Genomic DNA, 21,946 nt, shown 5'->3' with positions numbered 1-21,946 from the left:
TCTTTGCGGCGGCAAAGAAAGTAAGTGCCGCCCCGCACAGGGGCATCGCTAATAGACCGATAAGACAGCAAGGAAAGGCCAAAGCAGCAAGAACACAGACAAGCGCCGCGCAGGCAAACCCAAAACCTTATGCAAACGTATCCACAAGCCCCACAGTCCGCCGAACGGCAACATTAGCGACAGCAGTGGAATCTCCGTCATCATCCCCGCCGGAGGCAACCCCACTGGCAGAGCCATTCCTCGCCCCATTGGCCGACGACTGCCCCTGCTGCCCAGTCTGCCTGGCAAACCCATCAGTGACGGAGGCACTCCCCAACCCTATACCGTTCTGCTCCATCGCCTCCCGCAACTTCGGCAACGCCGCCTCAACGGCCTCCCGTACCTGCGGATGCTGCGAAACAAACAACGCATGTGCATGGTTATCGGCAACCTGCAACACCACCTGAAGTGGTCCCAGGTCCTTCGGGTTCAGTGTCAACTCAGCACTCTGTTGATGTGCGTTCGACAAAAACACCACCTTCTGTCCCAAAGCTTCTTCCCAATCCGACGTGCCCACCTCCGGTCCCAACGTGCTCGCGGCCGCCGCGGTCGTTGCCGGGTTCGTGCCCTGGGTGGCCGTCGTTGCCGTCGATGCGCTCGCCGCAGCCTGGCTCGCGGCCAGCGCCGCGTTCGCTGCGTCCGCTGTGCCCTTCAAACTCGACAGGCTGTCCTGTGTGTTCGCCATGCCCGTCAATGCCAGCGCATCGGCTGCATCCCTGCCCGCTGTGTCCGTCGGGCTCGTCGTCGTGACCGCAGTCGGATCGGTCTTGTCGCCCTGCTTGAGCTTCGCATCGCCCAGAAGCGTGTTGCTTGCCGAATTCTTGTCGCTCTTCGAGGCGCTCACCGACAGGTCGGTGTCGTCGTTCGATCCCGCTGCGCCCGTCGCCGCATTGCCGGCGTTCGTGGCCTGGGCCGGCGCTGCACCCTGCGTGCCGTTGAGTGCCGCCAGCGCCGCCTGCAGCGCGTCGTTGGCCGTCTTTCCGTCTGCCGAGGCCAGGCGCTTGCCGTGGTGCGTGCCGTCCGCCTTGTCGCTGTCTTTCGCGCCCTGCGCGGTCGTGCCGTCCGTCAACGTCGTGCCGGCGTCGTCGGTTGTCTGTGTGTTCGTGCCGCCGGCGCTCGCGTTGGCGCTGGCCTGAAGCTGTGCCTGCAACTGCGCCAGTACCGACGACGCTGTCGTCGTGCTCGCGGCATCGTTCGATCCGTCGCTGTCCTGCTGTGCCGTCGTGCCCTTCGCGTTGCCGTTGCCGCTCGCCTGCTGCGTGTTGCTCGAGGAGCTCGCCGAGTTCGTGCCGCTGCTGTTGGCACCGTTCGCACCGTTGGCATTGCTGGTACTGGAACTGCCGCTTGTACCGCTGGCGCCGCTTGTGCTGCTCGAACCGTCGGCGCTAGCGGTGCTGCTGGCGCTGCTCGAACTATTGCTGGTGTTGCTTGCGTCGCTCGTGCTGTCGCTGCTGTCATCCGCGCTGTCCGGTGCCTGAGCGTCCGACTGCGAGGCGCTCTGCGTGCTCGCGGAATACGACGGGTCCGACGGCGTCGGCGGTGAATAGGGTGTCGGGGGTGTCGGCGTCGGCTGGTTCTGCGCGTCGCTTGCGTTCTGCGCGGCTTCGGTCTGCGCCTCCATGCTCTGTTGCAGGGTCTGCGAGAACAGTTGCGCGCTCGCAGAGTCCGACGGCGAACTGCCCGGCGTGCTGTTCGACGAGCCGAATAGCGAACTGATATATGAAAGTGGCGACATGGTCGATCCTGTCTATCCGGTAAATCCGGTCAAGTTCCGGCTGCTCCCGGTCGAGCTGTCGTGCTCGCTTGCGGGTTATGCACCCTCGGCGCGCATCCTGAGAATGCGCGCGGCGTGTTCGTCTGCATCGCGTTGTTCACGGCGCGCCGTTTGCTGCGCTTCCGCTGCTTCGCCGCGTGCCTGCAGTACTTCGTAAGAGCCTAGCTTCTGTTTGTGACGCTGCCACTCCGGCTTCGCCGCTTCGACGCGCGCGTTCGCTGCGTTCAGCAGCTTGCGCTGCTGTTCGATGGCGGCGTCGAGCGTATCGATGAAAGCCTGGAAGTTGCGCATGTTGCCGGCCGGCATCCCGCTTTGGGCGGTCGTCGTGAAGCGGGAGTGGTATTCGTCGCGGTAGCGCACCAGGGCGTCGAGCTGCGCCTGCACTTCACTTGCCTCACGTTGGGCTCGGCCAAGGCGCTGCGCGGCGGCGTCCACATCGTCCTGGGCGAGGCCAATAAGCGTCTTGATCGGAAAGTGTTTCGCCATCGTCAGCCTCCTTGGGCAAACAGCGCATCGAGTCTCTTCAGACTCGCGTCAAATTCCGCACATTCGCGGAAACCTTGTTGCAAAAACGCTTCAATGCGCGGATACAGTGCGATCGCGCGATCGAGTAACTGGTCGCGCCCCGTCGAATAGGCGCCCACATTGATCAGGTCGCGGTTACGCTGGTAACGCGACAGCATCTGTTTGAAGAGCCGCGTCTTCTCCAGGTGCGGCTCGTCGATCAGCGCAGTCATCGCGCGGCTGATCGAGGCTTCGATGTCGATTGCTGGATAGTGCCCGGCTTCGGCCAGCGAACGCGACAGCACGATGTGGCCGTCCAGAATCGCGCGCGCCGAGTCGGCGATCGGGTCCTGCTGGTCGTCGCCTTCGGTCAGCACCGTGTAGAACGCCGTAATCGATCCGCCGCCTGCCGGGCCATTGCCGGTGCGCTCGACGAGCGCCGGCAGCTTGGCGAACACGGACGGCGGATAGCCCTTGGTGGCCGGCGGTTCGCCGACCGCCAGGGCGATCTCGCGCTGGGCCATTGCGTAGCGGGTCAGCGAGTCCATCAGCAGCAGCACGTGCTTGCCCTGATCGCGGAAGTATTCGGCGAGCGAGGTCGAGTAGGCAGCGGCCTGCATCCGCAGAAGCGGCGAGACGTCCGCTGGCGCGGCCACCACCACCGAGCGCGCGAGGCCATCCTCACCGAGAATCTGTTCGATGAATTCCTTCACTTCGCGGCCGCGTTCGCCGATCAGGCCGATCACGATTACCTCGGCGCTGGTGTAGCGCGCCATCGTGCCGAGCAGCACCGATTTACCGACACCGGACCCGGCGAACAGGCCCATGCGCTGGCCGCGGCCCACCGTCAGCAGCGCGTTGATTGCGCGCACGCCGACGTCGAGCACCTTGTGAATCGGCTCGCGGTTAAGCGGATTGATGGTCGGGGCGGAGAGCGGGGCGTCCATTTTCGTGCCGAGCGGACCGAGTCCGTCGAGCGGCCGGCCGGAGGCATCGAGCACGCGGCCGAGCAGTTCCCAGCCCACCGGCAGACGCTTCGCGCCCGCCATCGGATCGGCGATCGGTGCGCTTTCCAGCGGATAGACGCGTGCGCCGGGCAGGAGGCCGATCACTTCGGTGGTCGGCATCAGGAACAGCTTGTCGCCGGCGAAGCCCACGACTTCGGCTTCCGCCATCGGCCGCGAGCTGCCCAGCGGCAGTTCGATCATCACTTCGGCGCCGACCGACAGGCGCAGCCCGACCGCTTCGAGCACGAGGCCCGCGGCCCGTGTCAGGCGTCCGCAGGCGCGCATTGGCCGCGCAATCGCGTTACGGGCGCGCAGTCCATCGAGATGGTCACGCCAGGCGTTCATGTGCGGGTTGTTGGCGAGCGCCGGGTTCGGTGCCGGGCGAGCCGCGGCTTTCGCTGAAGACGGCGCGGCATCGCGGCTCGCGGCGGCGAACGCGCTGGCCGAATGACCATGGCGAGGATCGTGCGGGGCGGCCGTCCGCGGCGCGGGCTGCGCACTCGGCAACTCCATCGGCTCGGGTGGCAGCGCGTGCATGCCGAACGAGGCTAGCGCCAACTCCTGTTCGAGCGGCGTCAGATCGCTGGCGCGGATTTCCTCGATGGTCGGCTTTACCATGTGCTTGCCTTGCCGAGAGCGGCAGCAACCCGCTCCCAGCGTGTGTCGATACCGGCATCCACTTCGCCGGTGCTGGCGTGGGCGCGGCAACCGCCGCGTTCCACGGCCGGATCGGTTCGCACGGACCAGCCGCGCGCCTGTAATTCTTCCATCAGATACGCTTCGACCACCGGCAGGTCCGCCGGGCTCACTACCAGGTGCGGCGCGCCGGTCAAGGCCGGCTCCGCTGCGATGACTTCGCGGGCTACGGCAATCAGTGCGGCCGGATCATGCTGCACATGCTGGCGTACCACCTGCTGCGCGATGTCCAGCGCGAGCGCCACCAGGTTCTCCGAAATTTCGTGTTGCGCGCCGTCCAGTGCGACCTTGAAGCTTTCCGCCAGGGCGGCAAGGCGCGCGGCTTCTTCGCGCGCTTCGGTTTGCCCCTGCGTGAAGCCTTGCGCGTGACCCTGATCGTAGCCTGCCTGGTAACCGAGCGCCTGCCCGGCCACGTGACCGGAGGCGAGGCCCTGGGCATGCGCGGCGTCGCGCAGGCGCTGCAGCTCCGCTTCGAAGGCGCCGCTGTCGTCGGCCGGCTCCTCGGGCGGCGCCGGCGGCACCGGGTCGAACGAGGCCATCTCCCAGCGCTGGTAGGCCGAGAGGCTGCCTTTGCGCGCGGGATCCTGATCAGACATATGCATCTTCCGCCTTGCCGCCTATCGCGATCTGACCACTTTCTGCCAGGTTGCGCACGATCTGCAAAATGCGGCGTTGCTGCGTCTCCACTTCGGAGACGCGAACCGGACCGCGGGCGTCGAGGTCTTCGGCGAGCAGTTCGGCCGCACGCTGCGACATGTTCGAGAGGAACTTCTGGCGCAGCGCAGGTGGCGCGCCCTTCAACGAAATAATCAGTGCTTCCGACTCGACTTCCTTCAGCAGCAACTGGATCGCGCGGTCTTCCAGGTCGAGCAGGTTCTCGAACACGAACATCTGATCGACGATCTTCTGCGCGAGTTCCGCGTCGTACTGGCGGACGTTTTCGAGCACGCCTTCTTCGTGGTTGCTCGACATGAAGTTGAGAATTTCCGCGGCGGTGCGAATGCCGCCCATCGGGCTGCGCTTGAGGTTGTCGCTGCCGGACAGCAGGCCCGTCAGCACATCGTCCAGTTCGCGCAGCGCGGCCGGCTGGATGCCGTCGAGCGTGGCGATCCGCAGCAGCACGTCGTTACGCAGACGTTCGCTGAAGCAGGCGACGATTTCGGAAGCCTGATCGCGGTCGAGGTGGACGAGGATGGTCGCGATGATCTGCGGGTGCTCGTTCTTGATCAGCTCGGCCACGGCCGACGAATCCATCCACTTGAGGCCTTCGATACCGCTCGTATCGCTGCCCTGCAGGATCCGGTCGATGATCGCGCCGGCCTTGTCGTCGCCGAGCGCCTTGGTCAGCACCGAGCGGATGTAGTCGCTCGAATCGAGCGACAGTGCGGTGTGCTGCTCGGCCTCGCGGACGAACTCGTGCAGCACTTCGTCGACCTGTTCGCGCGTCACGTTCTTCAGCGCCGCCATGGCGACACCGATCTTCTGGACCTCGCGCGGCCCCAGAAACTTGAATACCTGCGCCGCTTCTTCCTCACCGATCGACATCAGGAGGAGCGCGCTTTTCACTACGCCTTCAGCGCTCATCGGACACCCAGCTCTTAACGACGGTTGCAACGATCTTCGGATCCTGGCGCGCAATGTTGCGGGCGTATTCCAGGTTCCGCTCGAATTTGTGTTTATCGCTCTCGAGCGACATCAGGTCGGATTCGCCGTCGTCGTCGCTCGCCTTGCTGCCGCTGCGCTCGCTAGCCGGCAGGCCGTCGAGCAGCATCGGCTCGTCCGGCGAGGGCAGTGAGGCGGCGGTAACCGGCGTGGGCGGCGGGAAGGCGCGGCGCAGGGCCGGCTTGACCATCACGAAGTAGAGGAACAGGGCGACAGCGCCGATGCCCAGGTACGTCGCGAGCTGCTTGGCCAGCGCGATCATGTCCGGCGTGCGCCACCACGGCAGATTGGCGTTCGGGTCGACCTCGGTCTCGAAGGCGCTGTTGACCACGTTCACCGAGTCGCCGCGCTGGGCGTCGAAGCCCATCGCATCTTTCACCAGCTGGTTGACCTGGGCGAGCTTGTCGGCGGTGAGCGGCTGCATGGTCGAGTGGCCCTTCGCATCCACCACCGGCAGGTAGTTCACCACCACCGCCACCGACAGCCGCTTGATGTTGCCCATCGCCTGCTGGACGTGGCGCACGGTCTTGTCGAGTTCGTAGTTGGTGGTCGCATCCTTGCGGTCGCTGACCGGCGTCGTGGTCACACCGCTCGCGCCATTCGGCGCGTTGATTGGCGCGGAGGCCGGCTGCGGCGGCTGGTTCGACAAGGCGCCCGGCACACCGGAGGCGCCGCCTTGCGACATTTCCGTGTCGGTACTGGTCTGCTGGCTGCGAATCGCGGCCTGCTGCGGATTGGCGTTCGGACCGTAGTTTTCCGAGGTCTGCTCGACCTGCGAGAAATTGACGTCGGCGCTCACCTGCGAGTGCGCATTGCCGGCGCCGAACAACGGAGCCAGGATCGCGTCAATGCGCTGCTGCGTGTTGTGTTCGATCTGCTGCACATATTTGAGCTGGGTGGCGTCCAGACCTGCGCCGGAAGGCGGCTGGGTCAGCAGGTTGCCGTCCTGGTCGACGATCGTCACGCCGCGCGGCGGCATTTCGGGCACCGCCGAAGCCACCATATGGGTGATCGCGTTGACCTGGCCTTCGTCGAGCATACGGCCCGGATACAGATTCACCAGCACCGCGGCCGAGGGTGCTTCCTTGTCGCGTACGAATACGGAAGGCTTCGGAATAGCCAGATGGACGCGGGCCGTTTTCACGCTCGAAACCGATTCGATTGTGCGTTCGAGTTCACCTTCCAGCGCGCGTTGGTAGTTGACCTGCTCGGCGAACTGGCTGATGCCGAACTTCTCGTTGTCCATCAGTTCGAAACCGACCGAGCCGCTCTTCGGCAGGCCCTGGGAGGCGAGACGCAGACGCATTTCATGCACCTGGTCGGACGGCACGAGAATCGCGCCACCGCCGTCGGAGAACTTGTAGGGGATGTTGGCGGCCTGCAGCGCGGTGATGATCGAGCCACCGTCCTGATCCGACAGGTTGCTATACAGCACCTTATAGTCAGGCGCGCGCGACCAGAGCCACAGACCGACCACGACGGCAACCAGCACGGCGACCGCGAAGATCAGCGGTGCACGCGGATTGCCGCGCATCTGCGTCAGGCCGGACAGGCGCTGGCTAAAGTTACCGCCGAGGCCCCCACCGCCCAGGTCCGCAGCGCCGCCGGGCTGGCTGGCGCCGGGTGCGGCGCCGCCTGGCGGTTGCGCGCCGGCGAGGCCCATACGGGCGTCGGGGTTAATCAACGAGTTGGCTGACGAATCCATGCGTCGGGTATCTCCGGGGATGCCTGGGTCCTGCCGCCGCTGCCACGCCGGGGTCGGCAGGGGCACGGACAGAGACTTTCACGATTGGAATTATGCGCAGGCGCGGCGAACCCGATTGCTCGAATAGAGCAGGGTTTCCCCCCCAGTTTCGAGGCTTTCGAACCAGGCCCGCTGATATTCTCTCGCTCAGATCGGTAGGATTTGCTATGCCGTTCGACCTTCCTCAGGAGAGAACATGACAATGTCCGTGAACGCGCTCTCGTCGGCGCTGCAGCAAATGCAGGCCATGGCCGCACAGGCCGCCGGCGGCACCGAGGCGGTGGCGAATCAACCCGCTGCGGCAAGCTCGGGCGGTTTTGCGTCGGCGCTCAAGGCGTCGATCGACAAGATCAGCGACGATCAGAAAACCGCGGCCGGCGAGGCGAAGGCGTTCGAAGTCGGCGCACCCAATGTATCGCTGAACGATGTGATGATCGACGGGCAGAAGGCCAATCTGGGCCTGCAATTCGGCCTGCAGGTGCGCAACAAGCTGGTGTCCGCCTACAACGACATCATGCAGATGTCGGTTTGACAGCGTAGCGGCTGGTCTGGCAAACGCTGCACCGCAACCCGGTCCGCGAGCGGAAGTTCGTGGACGTGGCTGGCGGCGCCGCGCGGCTACGTCTGTGCCTGCCCAAGCTTGCAGCCATTCGCCTTAAACCTCCTTACCGCGTCCTAAAGCTTTTCGGTTGCCGATCCGATAACCAGGTACAGGCATCAATCCGCAAGTGGCGAAGTGCCCCATGCAGCCGTCTGATACTTTCCGTTTCCGTAGCAAAGGAGGAGCGCCGATGTTTTCCCCAGGACACGCTGGAGCCAACGCATACGCACGTGTCGGCGTCGAGACAGGAGTGATGGGTTCAAGCCCGCACCGTCTGATCGTACTGCTGTACCAGGGGGCCCGGCGGGCAATCTCTCAGGCGCGTATGCATCTGCAGCAAGGAAACATCGCGGAGCGGGGAGTGGCGATCAGCAAGGCGATCCGGATTATCGAGGGCGGATTGCAGCAGTCGCTTAACGTCGAAGCGGGTGGTGAGATCGCGCAACGCCTGCACGCGCTGTACAGCTATATGGCACGGCGGTTGTTCGAAGCTAACTTGAAGAAGAGCGAGGCGATGCTGGTCGAAGTCGACGGCTTGCTGGCCACGCTCGAAGAAGCCTGGATGGGGATTGCCCCGGAGATCGCGCGGATGGCGACACAGCCAACCGCGGAAAGCATGAGATGACTTCGAACACAGAATATTTTGCCCGCTACGAGGCCATCGCAGCGATCTCCGCACGCATGCTGACCGCAGCGCGCCGCGCCCTTTGGACCGATCTGATGCCGTTGCAGGAAGAGTACCGGCATATGGTCGACGCGTTGAAGGACGCGGAAACCGGGGTGAAGCTCGACGAAGTGGAACGCGCACGTAAATACGACCTGATCCGCCAGATTCTCGCGGACGACGCCGCTATCCGGGATCTCGCGAATCCCCGCATGGCGACGCTGTCGGCGCTGTTTGCCGGCCGTCCGGCCCGCGTGCTCAAGGAGTTGTACGGCGCACGCTGAACTTTTTTGACTGCGATAGATTGATTGCGAAATTGACTGCGTTAGCCGCGCGCAGCCAGTAGGTACTCCAAAGGAACCGGCATGAACGGAATCGACACGGCCATCGCTTCGCTGCTCGCGAGCCGGGTCGACAGTCTGCTCAATATCGCACCCGGCGCGCCAAATGCAGCGCAAACGGGTGCGTCTGCGCTGAGCACGGATACGCCGGTGACGCCGGGTACGCCCGAGGTGCCGGCGCCGCCGCCTGCCTCTGCGCAGACTGTCCTGTCCGCGGTGGCTTTGACTCTCAACGCGATTGCCCTGTCCGGTGGTGAAGCCACCCCGGCGATTCTCGGCCAGTTGCCGATCTGGCCTGCGGCTCCTGCGCTCGATCCCGAGATAACCGAACTGCCGCTCTTCGAAATACTCGACGCGCAGACGGCGGATGCGGTTGTTGCTACTGTATTGGCCGATGCCGGCGTGGCCGACCCGGCCAGTGCGGCAAACGCAGCGAATGCGGCAAGCACCGCCACGACCTCCAACACCACCAGCACCGCCAATCCGGCAAGCGCTTCGGCGACGACGGCCGCCACTAGCGTTGCCCCAGGGGACCTCCCGGTGGCAGCGCTCGCGGCGGCGCTCGAACAGACCGTCGCCGGTAGCGGCCTCTTTTACGAGGCGCACCTCGCGCAATGGCTGGCGGGTCAGCTCTCGCCCGCCGACCTCGCCAGCGAACCGCAAAACCGTCTTCTCGATAGCGCCGCGCAATTACCGCTCGACTGGGCGTCCGATCTCGACGCAAGCGCGCCGCCGGGCTCGAGCGCGGCGCAGCAGACCCGCTCCGGTTCGACGCAGACAACCCAGAGCGGCAATGACGGCCCCGAGGCGAGTGCTGCCACGCGCGCGGCGTCGATCCAGTCGCCACAGGCCGCGCGTTTCGCCGCCGGGGAAGTGCTGGCGAACTCGCTTTCCGACCTGGCCGGTCAACCGGTGCACGCTGCGCTGCATGCCGCCGCGTCCCAGCTGGGCGACACGCCGACGCAAACCGCGCAATCAATGGCGGGCGCCGTCAACGTGGCGACCATCCCGCTGGTGCGCCAGCAACTCGATATGCTCGCCACGGGCCAGTTCCGCTGGAGCGGCGAAGCGTGGCCGGGCGCGAAAATCGACTGGACCATCCAGCAGGACGGCGACGAGTGGGAGCGCGGCGGCGGCGGTGTAGGCGCGGAAGAGGACTATCCGTGGCGCACGCGTCTGACGTTGTCGTTGCCGCTGCTCGGCACGGTGGATGCCGAACTGACGCTCACCGGCAACCGGCTGGCGGCGCGGGTCGCGGCGAGCCCCTTGGGCGCGGCTCGGCTCGCCGAGCAAAGCGACAACTTCCGCGAGCGGCTTGCTGCCGCCGGAATCGAACTGAGTGCGCTGGCGATTCGCGAGATCGGCGGCGGGGTGCCGGGTGCGGCCTCGGGCGCGGCAGCCGCTGCGGCCGCCCAGGCGGCGGCTTCCGCGTACGCGCGTGCTGCGCCGGCTGTCGATCCTGAGGCGGTCGCGGCGGGTACGCCACGCCGCGGCGGGCCCAGGGCCGCCGAGCGGCCCCAGCGCCCCGAGCGGTCGGAGTGGCCTCCGCGCGGTGCGCGACAGACTCGTCCCGAACGCGCGCAATGGCCGACCACGACGTCCGACACCGATTTCGACTGGGACATGTGATGAGCCGCAGGAATCGCAAAAGCGCTGCTGCGCTCGTCTACGACGCCCAAGGCGGCGACCACGCGCCACGCATGATCGCGAAGGGCTACGGCCTCGTCGCGGAAATGATCGTGCAGCGCGCCAAGGAGGCGGGCCTGTATGTGCACGAGGCGCCCGAGATGGTCGCGCTGCTGATGCAGGTCGATCTCGATTCGCGCATTCCGCCGCAGTTGTATCAGGCGGTGGCGGAGTTGCTGGCGTGGCTGCACCGGCTGGAAAGCGGCGTGGCGGACGAGCCGGAGCAGCCGTCCACTACGCTTGAGCCGGTCGCAGTCAAGGGCCGCTAAAGCCGCAGCATCAGCTTGAGCAGCGCATTGACGCGCTTGCCGTACGGCGGCGCGATCAGCCCGCGTGTATTCCAGCGGGCCTGGGTGAGCACCGGCTTCATCTTCGAGAAGGTCACAAAGCCTTCGTAGCCGTGATACGCGCCCATCCCGCTCGCACCCACTCCGCCGAACGGAAGGCTTTCGCAAGCCAGCTGCATCAGCGTTTCGTTGACCGCCATGCCGCCCGCGATGGTTTCCTGCTCGACGCGGCGGATCGTCGTTGCATCCTCGTCGTAAAGATACAGCGCCAAGGGACGCGGCCGGGCGTTGACCCAGGCGATGGCGTCGTCGAGCGTGTCGTACGGGACGATCGGCAGCAGCGGCCCGAAAATCTCCTCCTGCATCAGCGCGGTTTCATCCGGCGCGTTCGTCACCGCGATCAGCGGGAAGCGGCGCGTGAGTGGATCCGCGGCGCCGTCGGCAAGCGCATGGAGTTGCGCACCGCTGGCTTTCGCTTCGTCGAGAAGACGCTGCAAACGCTCGAAATGACGCGCCGAAATGATGGACGTGTAGTCGCGATTGCTCGAGAAATCCGGATACATCGCGCTCATGCGCGCCCGCGCCCGCTCGATGAAAGCCTGCACCTTGCCGCGCGGCACCAGCACATAGTCCGGCGCGATACAGGTTTGCCCGGCATTCATCGTCTTGCCGGCGACGAGGTTATCGACCGCATTGTCGAAGCGCGCATGCGGGCCGACGATGGCGGGTGATTTACCGCCCAGTTCGAGCGTGACCGGCGTCAGATGCTCGGCGGCCGCGCGCATCACTTCATGGCCTACTTTGGTCGAACCGGTGAACAGCAGATGATCGAACGGCTGCGCGCTGAAGGCGGCAGCGAGCGTAGCGTCGCCATTGACCACGGTGACGTGGTCATGCGCGAAGGTCTGCGCGATCAGTTGTTCGAACAAAGCCGAGGTGCGCGGCGTGAGTTCGGACATCTTGATGATGGCGCGGTTGCCGGCTGTGAGAGCGCTCACGAGCGGGCCGCCTGCCAGCAGGATCGGATAGTTCCACGGCACGATAATGCCGACCACGCCGAGCGGTTGCGCAATCACCTTGGCGCGCGCGGGCAACAGCCACTTGTTGGTGCTGCGCCGTTGCGATCTCATCCAGCGTTTGCCGTGCCTGAGCGCGCCGTCGATTTCCTCTTTCAGGAGCAGAAATTCCGCGAGCAGGATTTCCTCTTTGGCCCGGTTGCCGAAGTCCGCGTTCATCGCTTCGGCGAGCGCGTCGCGGTTGTCGAGCAGCATCGCCCGCAATGCCTTCAGATGCGCCGCGCGCGTTTCCCATGAGGGATAGGGCGCGCGCAGATACGCCTGGCGCTGTTCGCGCAACAGCGCTTCGAGCGCGGCAATCTCCGGCAGATCGTTCTTCATGTCCACTCCCATTTATGGTTATTCGTTATCGTTGTGTGCAGATCACGCGACAAACGCCCGTTCGATAATCGCCGCGTGATCGAACGTGGCGGGCAGCGTGCCGTACACGCGACCGCTTTCGCCGCAGCCGTCGGCGAGGCGTGTCGCGATGAACGCGTCGGCCACGGCCGCCGGTGCGTGCTGCACGAGCAGCGTGGCCTGCGCGATCAGCACGATCTGTTGGGCGATGCGCCGCGCCGACGCTTCGCGCGTTTCTGGCGCGTTCTTGAGCGTCGCTGCCAGACGTCCGAGCGCAGCGGTGAGCGCCGGGTGTCCCTGCGCAGTTGCGTGCCACGCGGCGAAGAGCGCTTGTGCTGCTTCGGCCTCACGTTCCATGGCGCGCAACACGTCGAGGCACATCACGTTGCCGGAGCCTTCCCAGATCGAATTGACCGGCGCCTCACGGTAGAAGCGTGCCATCGGCCCTTCTTCGACATAACCGTTGCCGCCCCAGACTTCCATGGCTTCGCCGGTGAATTCCAGCGTGCGCTTGCAGACCCAGTACTTCGCGGCCGGCGTAACGATGCGCCGCCACGCGCGCTCTTCCGGCGCGCTCGCGGCGTCTTCGAACGCGCGCGCTAAACGCATGAACAGCACCGTCGCGGCTTCGGATTCCAGTGCGAGATCGGCGAGCACGTTTTGCATCAGCGGCTGCTCGGCCAGATGCCGGCCGAACGCGCTGCGATGCCGGGCATGGTGGATGGCCTGCACCAGCGCCGCGCGCATCAATGCGGCGCTGCCGATCACGCAATCGAGTCGCGTGTAGTTGGCCATTTCGATGATGGTGGGTACGCCCCGTCCTTCTTCGCCGATCAGAATGCCGTACGCGTCGAGGAATTCGACTTCGCTGCTGGCGTTCGAGCGGTTACCGAGCTTGTCTTTCAGGCGCTGGATCTGCACGGCGTTCTTGCTGCCGTCGGGCGCGAAACGCGGCACGAAGAAACACGACAGGCCTTCGTGATCGTCGGTGCGGGCGAGTACCAGGTGGGCGTCGCATTGCGGTGCGGAAAAGAACCACTTGTGGCCGACCAGCCGGTATTCGCCGCCACGCCCGCTGCCTGCGCCGCCGCCCGTTGCGTAAGCACGCGTCTGGTTGCTGCGCACGTCCGAGCCGCCTTGTTTCTCGGTCATGCCCATGCCGATCATCGCCGAGGTTTTCTGGCTGAGCGGCAGGTCGCGCGGATCGTGTTCGCGCGCATAGAGTTTGTCGCGCAGCGTCGCGAACAGCGCGGGTTCGCGCTGCAGCACCGGAATGCTGGCGAACGTCATGGTCATCGGACACAACGACCCGGACTCGATCTGCGCATGCAGGAAATAACCGGCGCAGCGCGCCGCCATGGCGCCGCGCTGTGGATCGGAAAACGGCAGCGCGTGCAGTCCTTCACGCCGCAGTAATGACAGCAGCGTGTGCCACGCAGGATGAAATTCCAGCGCGTCGATGCGCTCGCCACGCGGGCTGTAAGTGTGCAGCTCCGGCGTGTGGCGGTTCGCCAGCTCGGCAAGCGCGAGCGTGTCCGGGGTGGTCAGTGCTGCGCCGTGCCGCTGCAGCGCATCGTGATGCCACGACGCGCCGTCGCGTTCCAGTGCGGCGGCTAGGGCGGTATCGCTGGTAAATAGGTTGTAATCCGCCAGTGGCGGAACCTGATTCGTGACGTCGTGCGTTGTTCCGGGGCCATGCTGTTCCATCTGCTGTCTCCGTTTGACGGATGCGCGCCGGGGTTCGATCAGGAGGCGCTGTTTTATCAGTGTATGCGGGCCGCGTGCCGGTGGGGCAGTGCGCATCACGCGGTGTTTGAATACCGCGCGGATACTTGCAGCGCAGGCCTTCAAGGGCCGCCGGCGCTGCCTGATCGCCATGGCGCTGTCCTCGGCGCTGCACCTTTCATCATAGGGTCGCGGTGCGGGTTTCGTTTAGAGGGATCGCTCTGGCGCGAACCCGCCGCACCGTGGCAACGCTCCCTACAATGCGCAGGAAACACACGTAGACAAGTGTGCACGAGACAGCTTTGCTCGGGTTCGCGCAGCACGCGGCCCACATCAGGAGGAGCGCATGCAATACGACTACATCATCGTAGGGGCGGGTTCGGGCGGCTGTTCGCTGGCGGCACGGCTCGCGGACGCCTGTCCCGACGCCACGATCGCGCTGATCGAAGCAGGTCCGCATACGGAGCGCAATCTGTTCGTCAACATGCCGGTCGGCGTCGCGGCGGTTGTCCCCAACAAGCTCAAGACCAACTATGGCTACGAGACCACGCCGCAACCGGCCCTCGCCGGGCGCCGCGGGTATCAACCTCGCGGGCGCGGCTTCGGCGGTTCGAGCGCAATCAACGCCATGATCTACACGCGCGGCCACCCGCTCGATTACGACGAATGGGCGCGGCTCGGCTGCGACGGATGGGCGTGGGACGATGTGCTGCCGTACTTCCGGCGTGCGGAGGGTAACGAGCGCGGCGCCGATGCGTGGCATGGCGCGGATGGGCCGCTCACCGTCAGCGATCTGCGCTATCGCAATCCGTTCTCGCAACGCTTCGTGCAGGCGGCGCTGGAAGCAGGGCATCGGCTCAATACCGACTTCAACGGCGCCGATCAGGAAGGCGTCGGTTTCTATCAGGTCACGCAGCGCGACGGCAGACGCTGCAGTGTCGCACGGGCGTATATCTACGGTCGCAACCGGAGCAATCTGCACACGCTGGCTGATGCCACCGTGCTGCGCGTGACCTTGGACGGCAAGCGCGCAAGCGGTGTCGAAATCGTGCGCGGCGGACGTACCGAGACGCTCGAAGCGCGTGGCGAGGTGGTGCTCGCAGCGGGCGCGTTCAATTCGCCGCAACTGTTGATGTGCTCGGGGATCGGTCCGGCCGCGCAACTGCAATCGTTCGGTGTGCCAGTGATTCACGACGCGCCGCAAGTGGGCCGCAACCTGATCGACCATGTCGACTTTACGATCAACAAGCGCGTGGCGTCGATCGAGCCAACCGGCTTTTCGCTGCGCGGCATCGCGCGGATGTTGCCGCAGTTCGTCACCTTCATGCGGCACGGTACGGGCATGCTGTCGAGCAATGTCGCCGAGGCGGGCGGTTTCCTGAAGAGCCGGCCCACGCTCGAGCGTCCCGATCTGCAATTGCATTTCTGCGCCGCGCTCGTCGACGATCACAACCGGCATATGCACTGGGGGCACGGCTATTCGCTGCACGTGTGCGTGCTGCGTCCGCATAGTCGCGGCACGGTGACGCTCGCGAGCGCCGACGCGCGTGAGGCGCCGGTGATCGATCCGCGTTTCCTGAGCGACCCGCGCGACCTGGAGTTATTGCTGGAAGGCGCATACATGGCGAGGCGGATTCTCGATGCGCCTTCGCTTGCGGTGCACGGTGGCAAGGAGTTGTACACGCATGTGGGGCAGACGCGCGCCGAGTTGCTTGAAACCATCGCGGCGCACGCCGATACGATTTATCACCCGGTCGCTACCTGCCGGATGGGCAGCGATGCCGGCTCGGTGGTCGACCCGCAGCTGCGCGTGCGTGGCGTGACGGGATTGCGGATTGTGGACGCCTCGGTGATGCCGACGCTGATTGGCGGTAACACCAATGCGCCGACCGTGATGATCGGCGAGCGGGCCGCGGATCTCATCGCGACCGCGCGCCGCACCGCACAGTCGACTCAGGTTGGAGTCTGCGCCGGGGCGGTGGTTTGAATCGCCGCCGCCACGCGCTCACTGAATATCTGGCGGCCCGGATGACGGGTCGAGTCTCTTAAAATCAGACTGCTAGTTAGGAATATTGATGGATTTCTACAAAGATATGTAATTAATCTTCTCGCCTCGTTTTTGAGATTTTCAGGCCTCTATACTCTCGCCGCGAAAGAGCGTGTCAGGTGGCGCGTTCGCCCTCTCAAGGAAGCGAGTCGATGAGTATCAACGTAATTCAACTGATTCAGTCCGCGCTGTCTGACAGCGTGGTGCGGCAACTGTCGGAGCGCTTCGGGCTGCCACCGGCCGTCACCGACAAAGTCATCGGCACCGCTGCTCCTGCACTCGTCGCAGCATTGATGCATAAGGGCGCCACGCTCGAAGGCGCACGCTCGTTGTTCACCACGATCATGGCGCCGGAGGTCAATGCGCACATCGGCGAACAACTGCCGCAATTGCTCGCGAGCACGGCTGGCTTGAGTCTGCTCGAAGGTGCCGGCCGTCAATTGCTGGCTCGCGTGACCGATCGCCGGCTCGACGGCGTGAGCGATACGGTCGCCGCACAAACCGGCGTGCCGGCGCAGTCTGCGCATGCGTTGACGGGTATCGTCGGCGCCACGCTGCTTGGCGTCCTGAAGCGTCATTTCCTCGAAGCGCAAGGCAGCGTCGGGCAGTTGCCGACGCTGCTCGGTCATCAATTGCCCGCTATCGCCCCGTTTCTGAATGACGGACTGTTGTCGGCGCTCGGGCTCGGCGGTGTGGCAACGTTCATGGGCAGCGTCCTGCCGCAACTGAAGGCGGTGTCGGCGCATATCGAGCATCCGGTTGCACCTGCTGCGCCGGTCAATCCTTCGGTGCACACCACGCACGCCCCGCAGGCTGCGCCGCGCGTACCGGTCGACGCTGTTTTGCGCGAGGAGCGTCGCTCTCACAGTTGGCTGTGGTGGCTGCTCGCCGCGCTCGCCGCAGTGCTGGCGTTCCTGTTCCTGCGCGGCTGCCAGCATGAGCAGACTTTGGACGTCACGGGCTCGACCTCGCAGGCAGCTTCCGTGGTTGCCGCTGCCTCGGCTCCGGCTGTCGAACTTGCAAGCGATGTCGTGGCGTCGACGGTGGCTGCTTCGGATGTCGTTGCTTCTGCGCCTGCTGCTTCTGCGCCTGCTGCATCAGCGGAGCTCGCCGCGAGCGCAAGCGCGGCGTCGCAGCCTGCCGCTGCTCCGGCACCTACCAAAGATAGTCAGCTGACCTTCACGGTCGATCCGGCCGGCAAGCCGACGTTGACGGCGACGGTCGGCAGCGAAGCCGAAAAGGCTGCGTTGATCGATGCATTGACGAAGAAGTTCGGCGCCGACCACGTTGCCGCCAAGATCACTGTCGACCCGGACACGAAGCCGGCCGACTGGCTCGCGCATCTCGACGCGTTGCTGCCGTTGATGGCGCTACCCGGCGCGGAAGTGAAGCTGGACGGCGCGCGTATCGAACTGAGCGGCACCGCTGCCAACGCGAAGCTCGGCTGGCTCGAGCGCCTGAAGTCTCTGTTTGGTGCGTCGTATCAGATTGGCGCATTCAACGCGGAGCAGGCCGTGGCCGACGCAACGCAATCGTTCCGTAGTGCGATCAAAGATCTGCTCGCGCCGGATAGCTCATGCGTCGTCGCTGATGTGGTCAAGGTGCTGAACCTGCAGGTGATCAACTTTACAAGCGCGAGCGCGCGTGTGCCGGCGTCGGCGGTCGACGATCTGCGTCAGTCGGCCCAGGTGCTGATGGCCTGCTCGCACAACGGCAAGGCCGCGAAGCTCGAAGTGGCAGGCTATTCGGACAACGTCGGTGGCGATCAGCAGAATCTGCTGCTGTCGAAGAAACGCGCTGAATCGGTTCGTGCATTCCTCGTCAGGACCGGTGTGCCGGCTGACTCGCTAACGGCGCAAGGCTACGGCGATGCGCGTCCGGTGGCGAGCAACGACACCGAGAGCGGCCGCTTTGCGAATCGACGGATTGAGTTCGTCGAGGCGCAGCAGTAAGTACGGTATTGACCGGGCATTCGCCTTGGCATCAACCCGGGCGATTACCCTTGGAATCATGCTGGGAGCCATCTCGGGACCCACCGTGGAGGTCGCCCCGGGGGACACCCCAGCGCTCACCCAGGCCGTAACCTAGGCCGTAACCTAGGCCATAACCTAAGCGCCGGCCGGCCCGCTGTCGGTCGGTGCAAGCCCGGTGATGCCGATGTCGGGCCAATGCATCAGATCGTCGCCGGGCTGGGAGGGCAGGATTTCGCGCGCCACTTCGAGCCATGCGCGCGCGGCGTGCGAGAGGTAGCCGTTGCGCCGCCAGCCGACCGCCATTTCCCACGGAATCTCGGGGTCGACCACTGGGCGGCAGGTGAATTGCGTCGCGTCGAGGCGCCGGCAGTAGGGCGCGGGCAACAGCGCAATGCCGACGCCTGCCAGCACGAGCGCCGCCATGAAATCCCAGTGACCGCTGCGCCCGACGATAGTCGGCGCAAAGCCTGCTGCGCGGCACGCGTTCAGCACGACGTCGTTGAGCGCGAGGCTTTCGCCGTAGAAGACGAATGGCTCGCTCGCCAGGTCCGCGAGCGGCACCCGTTGCAGGCGGTCCCAGCGCGAGCCGCGGCGCGCGACGAGCCACAGCAACTGGCGCGTCATTGGAAGCACGTCGATGTGTTCGGGGTCGACCGGCTGCAGCACGCCCCCCAGTTCGAGCTCGCCATTGATCAGTGCCGCTTCGATGGCCCGCGAACCTTGTTCGAACAGTTTCAGCTCGATCTTCGGATATTGCTGCCGGAAGGCGGCGATTGCGGGCGTAAAGAGGGATCCGCCCATTGGCGGAATCCCGATAGTCAGTTCACCACGGCCCAGCGTGTCCAGGTCGTTGAGTTCAGCCTGCAACTGCGCGTGCGCGGCGAGCACATCCTGGCCGCGCTGATAGACGATGCGACCGGCGTCAGTGAGCACCATCTGACGGCCGTCGCGCAGCAATAGCGGCGAGCCGATTTCGTCTTCCAGCGACTTCACCATCTTGCTGATGGTTGGCTGGGTGACGAACATCTGCTCGGCGGCCACGGTAAAACTTTGCTGGCGCACGACTTCGACGAAATAGCGCAGGGCACGAAGTTCCACGATTCCAGGCTCCAGAATTCCAATGTGGAATGAGTATGGCGAGTGCGAGTCATTATATTTATGTTGCGGTGCAATCAGTGCGGGCTTTCGTGTGAAGTCAGCTGGAAATCGCCATAAGCATGCGATTTCCCCGTTGTTTTTCCTTACATGGTCGGCCGCCGCTTTTCAGGATGAATCGACGCAAGACGGCGCTATGATCATCAACTCCCTTTGTGTTTGCCCCTTCGCGCCGTCCTCTCCGAACGCCATGCTGCCCATTTCGATCATCATTCCCTGCTACAACGCGGCGGCGACCCTCGCCCGTACGCTCGACAGCTGCATCATCCAGCCCGAAGCGGCGCAGATTATCGTCGTGGATGACGGCTCGACCGATCGCTCGATCGAGATCGCGCGCTACTACGGCGAGCGCGATCCGCGCATCGGTCTGCTGCAGATGCCAGCGAACGGCGGCGCCGCGCGGGCACGCAACTGGGCCGCGCTACATGCCACGCAACCCTTGCTGGCCTTTATCGACGCGGACGACGAGTATCTCCCCGGCGCGTTGGCAGCCGCGAGCGGCTATCTGGAGCAGAACCCCACTGAAGCCTCGATCCGACTCGACGTCGAATACACCGGCTTCCCGGCGGAAATCACCGCGCATCCGGATTTCGCGGAGCACGCCGCAACGCTGAGCAACACGGTGCCGAGCAGCCTGATCATCCGGCGGGCGGTCTATGCGGCGCTGGGCGGTTTTCCAATGGACGCCTTTTTCCGCCGCAATGGCGGAGAAGACGGCGCGTTTTCATGGGCCCTGCGCGAGCTGTTCGGCAACCGGCGCCTGGGCGACGCCAGGCGCGTGCGGATGCATTACCACCCGCGCATCCATGCGGAACGCTATTTCCGCATTTGCTTCGGGATGCAGGCGCCGGTCGCGGCCGATGTCGAGGAGTCGTTCCGGCTGTCCGGCCAGTTCGTCGAGGCCGCCAGAGCAAACATCGCGCAACTGCGCTCGCTGAGCGGCCCGGCCGGTACGCCGGCTTAGGCTCTGCCTTCGTGTCGAACGCGGACCGACACCCCGAAGCCATCTCTATTTGCTACAATCGCCGTTCGTCTTCGAGGAGCGTTGCGACGGGTACCGCGAATCTGCATTCGCTGGCCGCCCGCCAGGCTCGGAGGCTTTCAATCGGACGGCTTGAATGCGCGCTGCGCTTTCCATCCGCCGCATCGAACCGCGCTCACGTCAAATTTCTAGTCAATTTCTTAGAAAGGAGGGCGTGATGAACGCCGCAGTCATCGATTCCAAAAATTCCCAGGATTTCGTCGTTGCCGACCTGTCGCTTGCCGACTGGGGCCGCAAGGAACTGAACATCGCCGAGACCGAAATGCCCGGTCTCATGCAAACGCGTGAAGAGTACAAGGCGCAGCAACCGCTGAAGGGCGCGCGCATCGCCGGTTCGCTGCACATGACCATCCAGACGGCCGTGCTGATCGAAACACTGACGGCACTCGGCGCCGAGGTCCGCTGGGCTTCGTGCAACATCTTCTCGACGCAGGATCACGCTGCCGCGGCAATCGCCAAATCGGGCACGCCGGTGTTCGCGCTCAAGGGCGAATCGCTCGACGAATACTGGGAGTTCTCGCACCGCATTTTCGAATGGCCGAACGGCGAATTCGCCAACATGATCCTCGACGACGGCGGCGACGCCACGTTGCTGCTGATCCTCGGCTCGAAGGCTGAAAAGGACCGTTCGGTCATCGCCAAGCCGAACAACGAGGAAGAAGTCGCGCTGTACAAGTCGATCGCTTCGCATCTCGACGCAGACCCGACGTGGTACTCCACGCGCCTGAAGCACATCAAGGGCGTGACGGAAGAAACTACCACGGGCGTGCACCGTCTGTATCAGATGGAAACGGAAGGCCGTCTGCCGTTCCCGGCGATCAACGTCAACGACTCGGTCACCAAGTCGAAGTTCGACAACCTGTATGGCTGCCGGGAATCGCTGGTCGACGGTATCAAGCGCGCCACCGACGTGATGATCGCCGGCAAGATCGCGCTGGTCGCAGGTTACGGCGACGTGGGCAAGGGCTGCGCGCAATCGCTGCGCGGTCTGGGCGCAACCGTGTGGGTTACGGAAATCGATCCGATCTGTGCACTGCAGGCGGCGATGGAAGGCTACCGTGTCGTGACGATGGAATACGCCGCCGACAAGGCCGACATCTTTGTGACGGCCACCGGTAACTACCACGTGATTGGCCACGACCACCTGAAGGCGATGCGCCACAACGCGATCGTCTGCAACATCGGCCACTTCGACTCGGAAATCGACATTGCGTCGACCCGTCAGTACCAGTGGGAAAACATCAAGCCGCAAGTCGACCACATCATTTTCCCGGACGGCAAGCGCGTTATCCTGCTGGCTGAAGGCCGCCTCGTGAACCTCGGTTGCGCCACCGGCCACCCGTCGTTCGTGATGTCGAACTCGTTCACCAACCAGACGCTCGCGCAGATCGAACTGTTCACCCAGGGCGGCAAGTACGAGAACAAGGTGTACGTGCTGCCGAAGCATCTGGACGAGAAGGTCGCACGCCTGCATCTGGCGCGCATCGGCGCGAACCTGACCGTGCTGTCGGACGAGCAGGCGGGCTACCTCGGTGTCGACAAGAACGGTCCGTTCAAGCCGAACCACTACCGTTACTAAGCAGG

The 21,946-nt window shown here is 64.7% G+C and carries 18 protein-coding genes and 1 riboswitch; of the genes, 9 read left to right on the top strand and 9 right to left on the bottom strand.

Features of this window, described 5'->3' with window-relative positions:
* Positions 1-127: 127 nt before the first annotated feature.
* The 6 genes from P3T24_RS36005 to fliF form a co-directional block, all read right to left on the bottom strand.
* A complete protein-coding gene (locus P3T24_RS36005) occupies positions 128-1,774 on the bottom strand; it encodes a flagellar hook-length control protein FliK (RefSeq protein ID WP_429441538.1) in 1,647 nt (548 codons plus the stop codon).
* Between the two features lie 75 nt (positions 1,775-1,849).
* Complete coding sequence (fliJ, locus tag P3T24_RS36000) at positions 1,850-2,299, bottom strand: flagellar export protein FliJ (protein WP_074262840.1); 450 nt, start codon at positions 2,297-2,299, stop codon at positions 1,850-1,852.
* Between the two features lie 2 nt (positions 2,300-2,301).
* Positions 2,302-3,942: a flagellar protein export ATPase FliI gene (gene fliI, locus P3T24_RS35995; protein ID WP_074262839.1), complete on the bottom strand. Its 1,641-nt coding sequence runs from the start codon at positions 3,940-3,942 to the stop codon at positions 2,302-2,304.
* The gene (fliH, locus tag P3T24_RS35990) at positions 3,936-4,622 is read right to left on the bottom strand and encodes a flagellar assembly protein FliH (RefSeq protein ID WP_429411620.1); all 687 of its coding nucleotides are present in this window, start codon (positions 4,620-4,622) and stop codon (positions 3,936-3,938) included. The genes fliI and fliH overlap by 7 nt, the downstream gene beginning before the upstream one ends.
* Positions 4,609-5,604 (bottom strand): flagellar motor switch protein FliG, encoded by a 996-nt coding sequence (fliG, locus tag P3T24_RS35985; protein ID WP_074262837.1) that lies wholly within the window; start codon positions 5,602-5,604, stop codon positions 4,609-4,611. Before fliG ends, fliH begins: the two co-directional genes overlap by 14 nt.
* Positions 5,594-7,387 carry a flagellar basal-body MS-ring/collar protein FliF gene (fliF, locus tag P3T24_RS35980; RefSeq protein WP_074262836.1) on the bottom strand — a complete coding sequence of 598 codons (1,794 nt, stop codon included), beginning with the start codon at positions 7,385-7,387 and terminating at the stop codon, positions 5,594-5,596. The genes fliG and fliF overlap by 11 nt, the downstream gene beginning before the upstream one ends.
* Before the next feature lie 235 nt (positions 7,388-7,622).
* Here fliF and fliE point away from each other — a divergent pair, with 235 nt between their 5' ends.
* The 5 genes from fliE to P3T24_RS35955 all read left to right on the top strand — a co-directional run bounded on the left by fliE (position 7,623) and on the right by P3T24_RS35955 (position 10,987).
* Positions 7,623-7,958: a flagellar hook-basal body complex protein FliE gene (gene fliE, locus P3T24_RS35975; protein ID WP_074262835.1), complete on the top strand. Its 336-nt coding sequence runs from the start codon at positions 7,623-7,625 to the stop codon at positions 7,956-7,958.
* A gap of 259 nt (positions 7,959-8,217) precedes the next feature.
* A complete protein-coding gene (gene fliS / locus P3T24_RS35970) occupies positions 8,218-8,652 on the top strand; it encodes a flagellar export chaperone FliS (protein WP_074262834.1) in 435 nt (144 codons plus the stop codon).
* A complete protein-coding gene (locus tag P3T24_RS35965; RefSeq protein ID WP_074262833.1) occupies positions 8,649-8,975 on the top strand; it encodes a flagellar protein FliT in 327 nt (108 codons plus the stop codon). The genes fliS and P3T24_RS35965 overlap by 4 nt, the downstream gene beginning before the upstream one ends.
* An 81-nt stretch (positions 8,976-9,056) precedes the next feature.
* Positions 9,057-10,661, top strand: coding sequence for a flagellar hook-length control protein FliK (locus P3T24_RS35960; RefSeq protein WP_429441536.1), 1,605 nt, complete (start codon positions 9,057-9,059; stop codon positions 10,659-10,661).
* Positions 10,661-10,987, top strand: coding sequence for an EscU/YscU/HrcU family type III secretion system export apparatus switch protein (locus P3T24_RS35955; protein WP_074262831.1), 327 nt, complete (start codon positions 10,661-10,663; stop codon positions 10,985-10,987). Before P3T24_RS35960 ends, P3T24_RS35955 begins: the two co-directional genes overlap by 1 nt.
* Here the strand turns inward: P3T24_RS35955 and P3T24_RS35950 are convergent.
* Entirely contained in the window at positions 10,984-12,402 is a 1,419-nt protein-coding gene (locus P3T24_RS35950) for a coniferyl aldehyde dehydrogenase (protein WP_429441535.1), read from the bottom strand. The two genes, P3T24_RS35955 and P3T24_RS35950, sit on opposite strands and share 4 nt — an antisense overlap.
* Positions 12,403-12,444: 42 nt before the next feature.
* Complete coding sequence (locus tag P3T24_RS35945; protein WP_429441534.1) at positions 12,445-14,127, bottom strand: isovaleryl-CoA dehydrogenase; 1,683 nt, start codon at positions 14,125-14,127, stop codon at positions 12,445-12,447.
* Positions 14,128-14,491: 364 nt separating this feature from the next.
* On the opposite strand from P3T24_RS35945, the gene P3T24_RS35940 reads away from it, so the two are divergent.
* The gene (locus tag P3T24_RS35940; protein ID WP_074262828.1) at positions 14,492-16,132 is read left to right on the top strand and encodes a GMC family oxidoreductase; all 1,641 of its coding nucleotides are present in this window, start codon (positions 14,492-14,494) and stop codon (positions 16,130-16,132) included.
* A 212-nt stretch (positions 16,133-16,344) separates the two neighbouring features.
* Positions 16,345-18,144 carry an OmpA family protein gene (locus P3T24_RS35935; RefSeq protein WP_429441532.1) on the top strand — a complete coding sequence of 600 codons (1,800 nt, stop codon included), beginning with the start codon at positions 16,345-16,347 and terminating at the stop codon, positions 18,142-18,144.
* 156 nt (positions 18,145-18,300) lie between these two features.
* Here P3T24_RS35935 and P3T24_RS35930 read toward each other — a convergent pair whose 3' ends face one another.
* Positions 18,301-19,263 (bottom strand): LysR substrate-binding domain-containing protein, encoded by a 963-nt coding sequence (locus P3T24_RS35930; protein ID WP_429287776.1) that lies wholly within the window; start codon positions 19,261-19,263, stop codon positions 18,301-18,303.
* A gap of 247 nt (positions 19,264-19,510) precedes the next feature.
* Here P3T24_RS35930 and P3T24_RS35925 point away from each other — a divergent pair, with 247 nt between their 5' ends.
* Both P3T24_RS35925 and ahcY read left to right on the top strand, forming a co-directional pair.
* Positions 19,511-20,284 (top strand): glycosyltransferase family 2 protein, encoded by a 774-nt coding sequence (locus tag P3T24_RS35925; RefSeq protein WP_429441540.1) that lies wholly within the window; start codon positions 19,511-19,513, stop codon positions 20,282-20,284.
* A 67-nt stretch (positions 20,285-20,351) separates the two neighbouring features.
* Positions 20,352-20,486, top strand: a riboswitch (S-adenosyl-L-homocysteine riboswitch).
* 33 nt (positions 20,487-20,519) lie between these two features.
* Positions 20,520-21,941 carry an adenosylhomocysteinase gene (ahcY, locus tag P3T24_RS35920; protein ID WP_429411602.1) on the top strand — a complete coding sequence of 474 codons (1,422 nt, stop codon included), beginning with the start codon at positions 20,520-20,522 and terminating at the stop codon, positions 21,939-21,941.
* The last annotated feature ends 5 nt before the right edge of the window (positions 21,942-21,946 follow it).

The sequence above is a fragment of the Paraburkholderia sp. GAS33 genome (assembly GCF_050436645.1).
In the GTDB taxonomy this organism is placed as follows: domain Bacteria; phylum Pseudomonadota; class Gammaproteobacteria; order Burkholderiales; family Burkholderiaceae; genus Paraburkholderia; species Paraburkholderia phenazinium_B.
The sequence above is the reverse complement of the archived record's forward strand: the minus strand, read 5'-3'. Positions and strand labels throughout refer to the sequence as shown.

Bases quoted from the DNA above. Each gene is read 5' to 3' on its own strand.
- P3T24_RS36005 (WP_429441538.1), bottom strand. From the start codon at position 1,774: ATGTCGCCACTTTCATATATCAGTTCGCTATTCGGCTCGTCGAACAGC.
- fliJ (WP_074262840.1), bottom strand. From the start codon at position 2,299: ATGGCGAAACACTTTCCGATCAAGACGCTTATTGGCCTCGCCCAGGAC.
- fliI (WP_074262839.1), bottom strand. From the start codon at position 3,942: ATGGTAAAGCCGACCATCGAGGAAATCCGCGCCAGCGATCTGACGCCG.
- fliH (WP_429411620.1), bottom strand. From the start codon at position 4,622: ATGCATATGTCTGATCAGGATCCCGCGCGCAAAGGCAGCCTCTCGGCC.
- fliG (WP_074262837.1), bottom strand. From the start codon at position 5,604: ATGAGCGCTGAAGGCGTAGTGAAAAGCGCGCTCCTCCTGATGTCGATC.
- fliF (WP_074262836.1), bottom strand. From the start codon at position 7,387: ATGGATTCGTCAGCCAACTCGTTGATTAACCCCGACGCCCGTATGGGC.
- fliE (WP_074262835.1), top strand. From the start codon at position 7,623: ATGACAATGTCCGTGAACGCGCTCTCGTCGGCGCTGCAGCAAATGCAG.
- fliS (WP_074262834.1), top strand. From the start codon at position 8,218: ATGTTTTCCCCAGGACACGCTGGAGCCAACGCATACGCACGTGTCGGC.
- P3T24_RS35965 (WP_074262833.1), top strand. From the start codon at position 8,649: ATGACTTCGAACACAGAATATTTTGCCCGCTACGAGGCCATCGCAGCG.
- P3T24_RS35960 (WP_429441536.1), top strand. From the start codon at position 9,057: ATGAACGGAATCGACACGGCCATCGCTTCGCTGCTCGCGAGCCGGGTC.
- P3T24_RS35955 (WP_074262831.1), top strand. From the start codon at position 10,661: ATGAGCCGCAGGAATCGCAAAAGCGCTGCTGCGCTCGTCTACGACGCC.
- P3T24_RS35950 (WP_429441535.1), bottom strand. From the start codon at position 12,402: ATGAAGAACGATCTGCCGGAGATTGCCGCGCTCGAAGCGCTGTTGCGC.
- P3T24_RS35945 (WP_429441534.1), bottom strand. From the start codon at position 14,127: ATGGAACAGCATGGCCCCGGAACAACGCACGACGTCACGAATCAGGTT.
- P3T24_RS35940 (WP_074262828.1), top strand. From the start codon at position 14,492: ATGCAATACGACTACATCATCGTAGGGGCGGGTTCGGGCGGCTGTTCG.
- P3T24_RS35935 (WP_429441532.1), top strand. From the start codon at position 16,345: ATGAGTATCAACGTAATTCAACTGATTCAGTCCGCGCTGTCTGACAGC.
- P3T24_RS35925 (WP_429441540.1), top strand. From the start codon at position 19,511: ATGCTGCCCATTTCGATCATCATTCCCTGCTACAACGCGGCGGCGACC.
- ahcY (WP_429411602.1), top strand. From the start codon at position 20,520: ATGAACGCCGCAGTCATCGATTCCAAAAATTCCCAGGATTTCGTCGTT.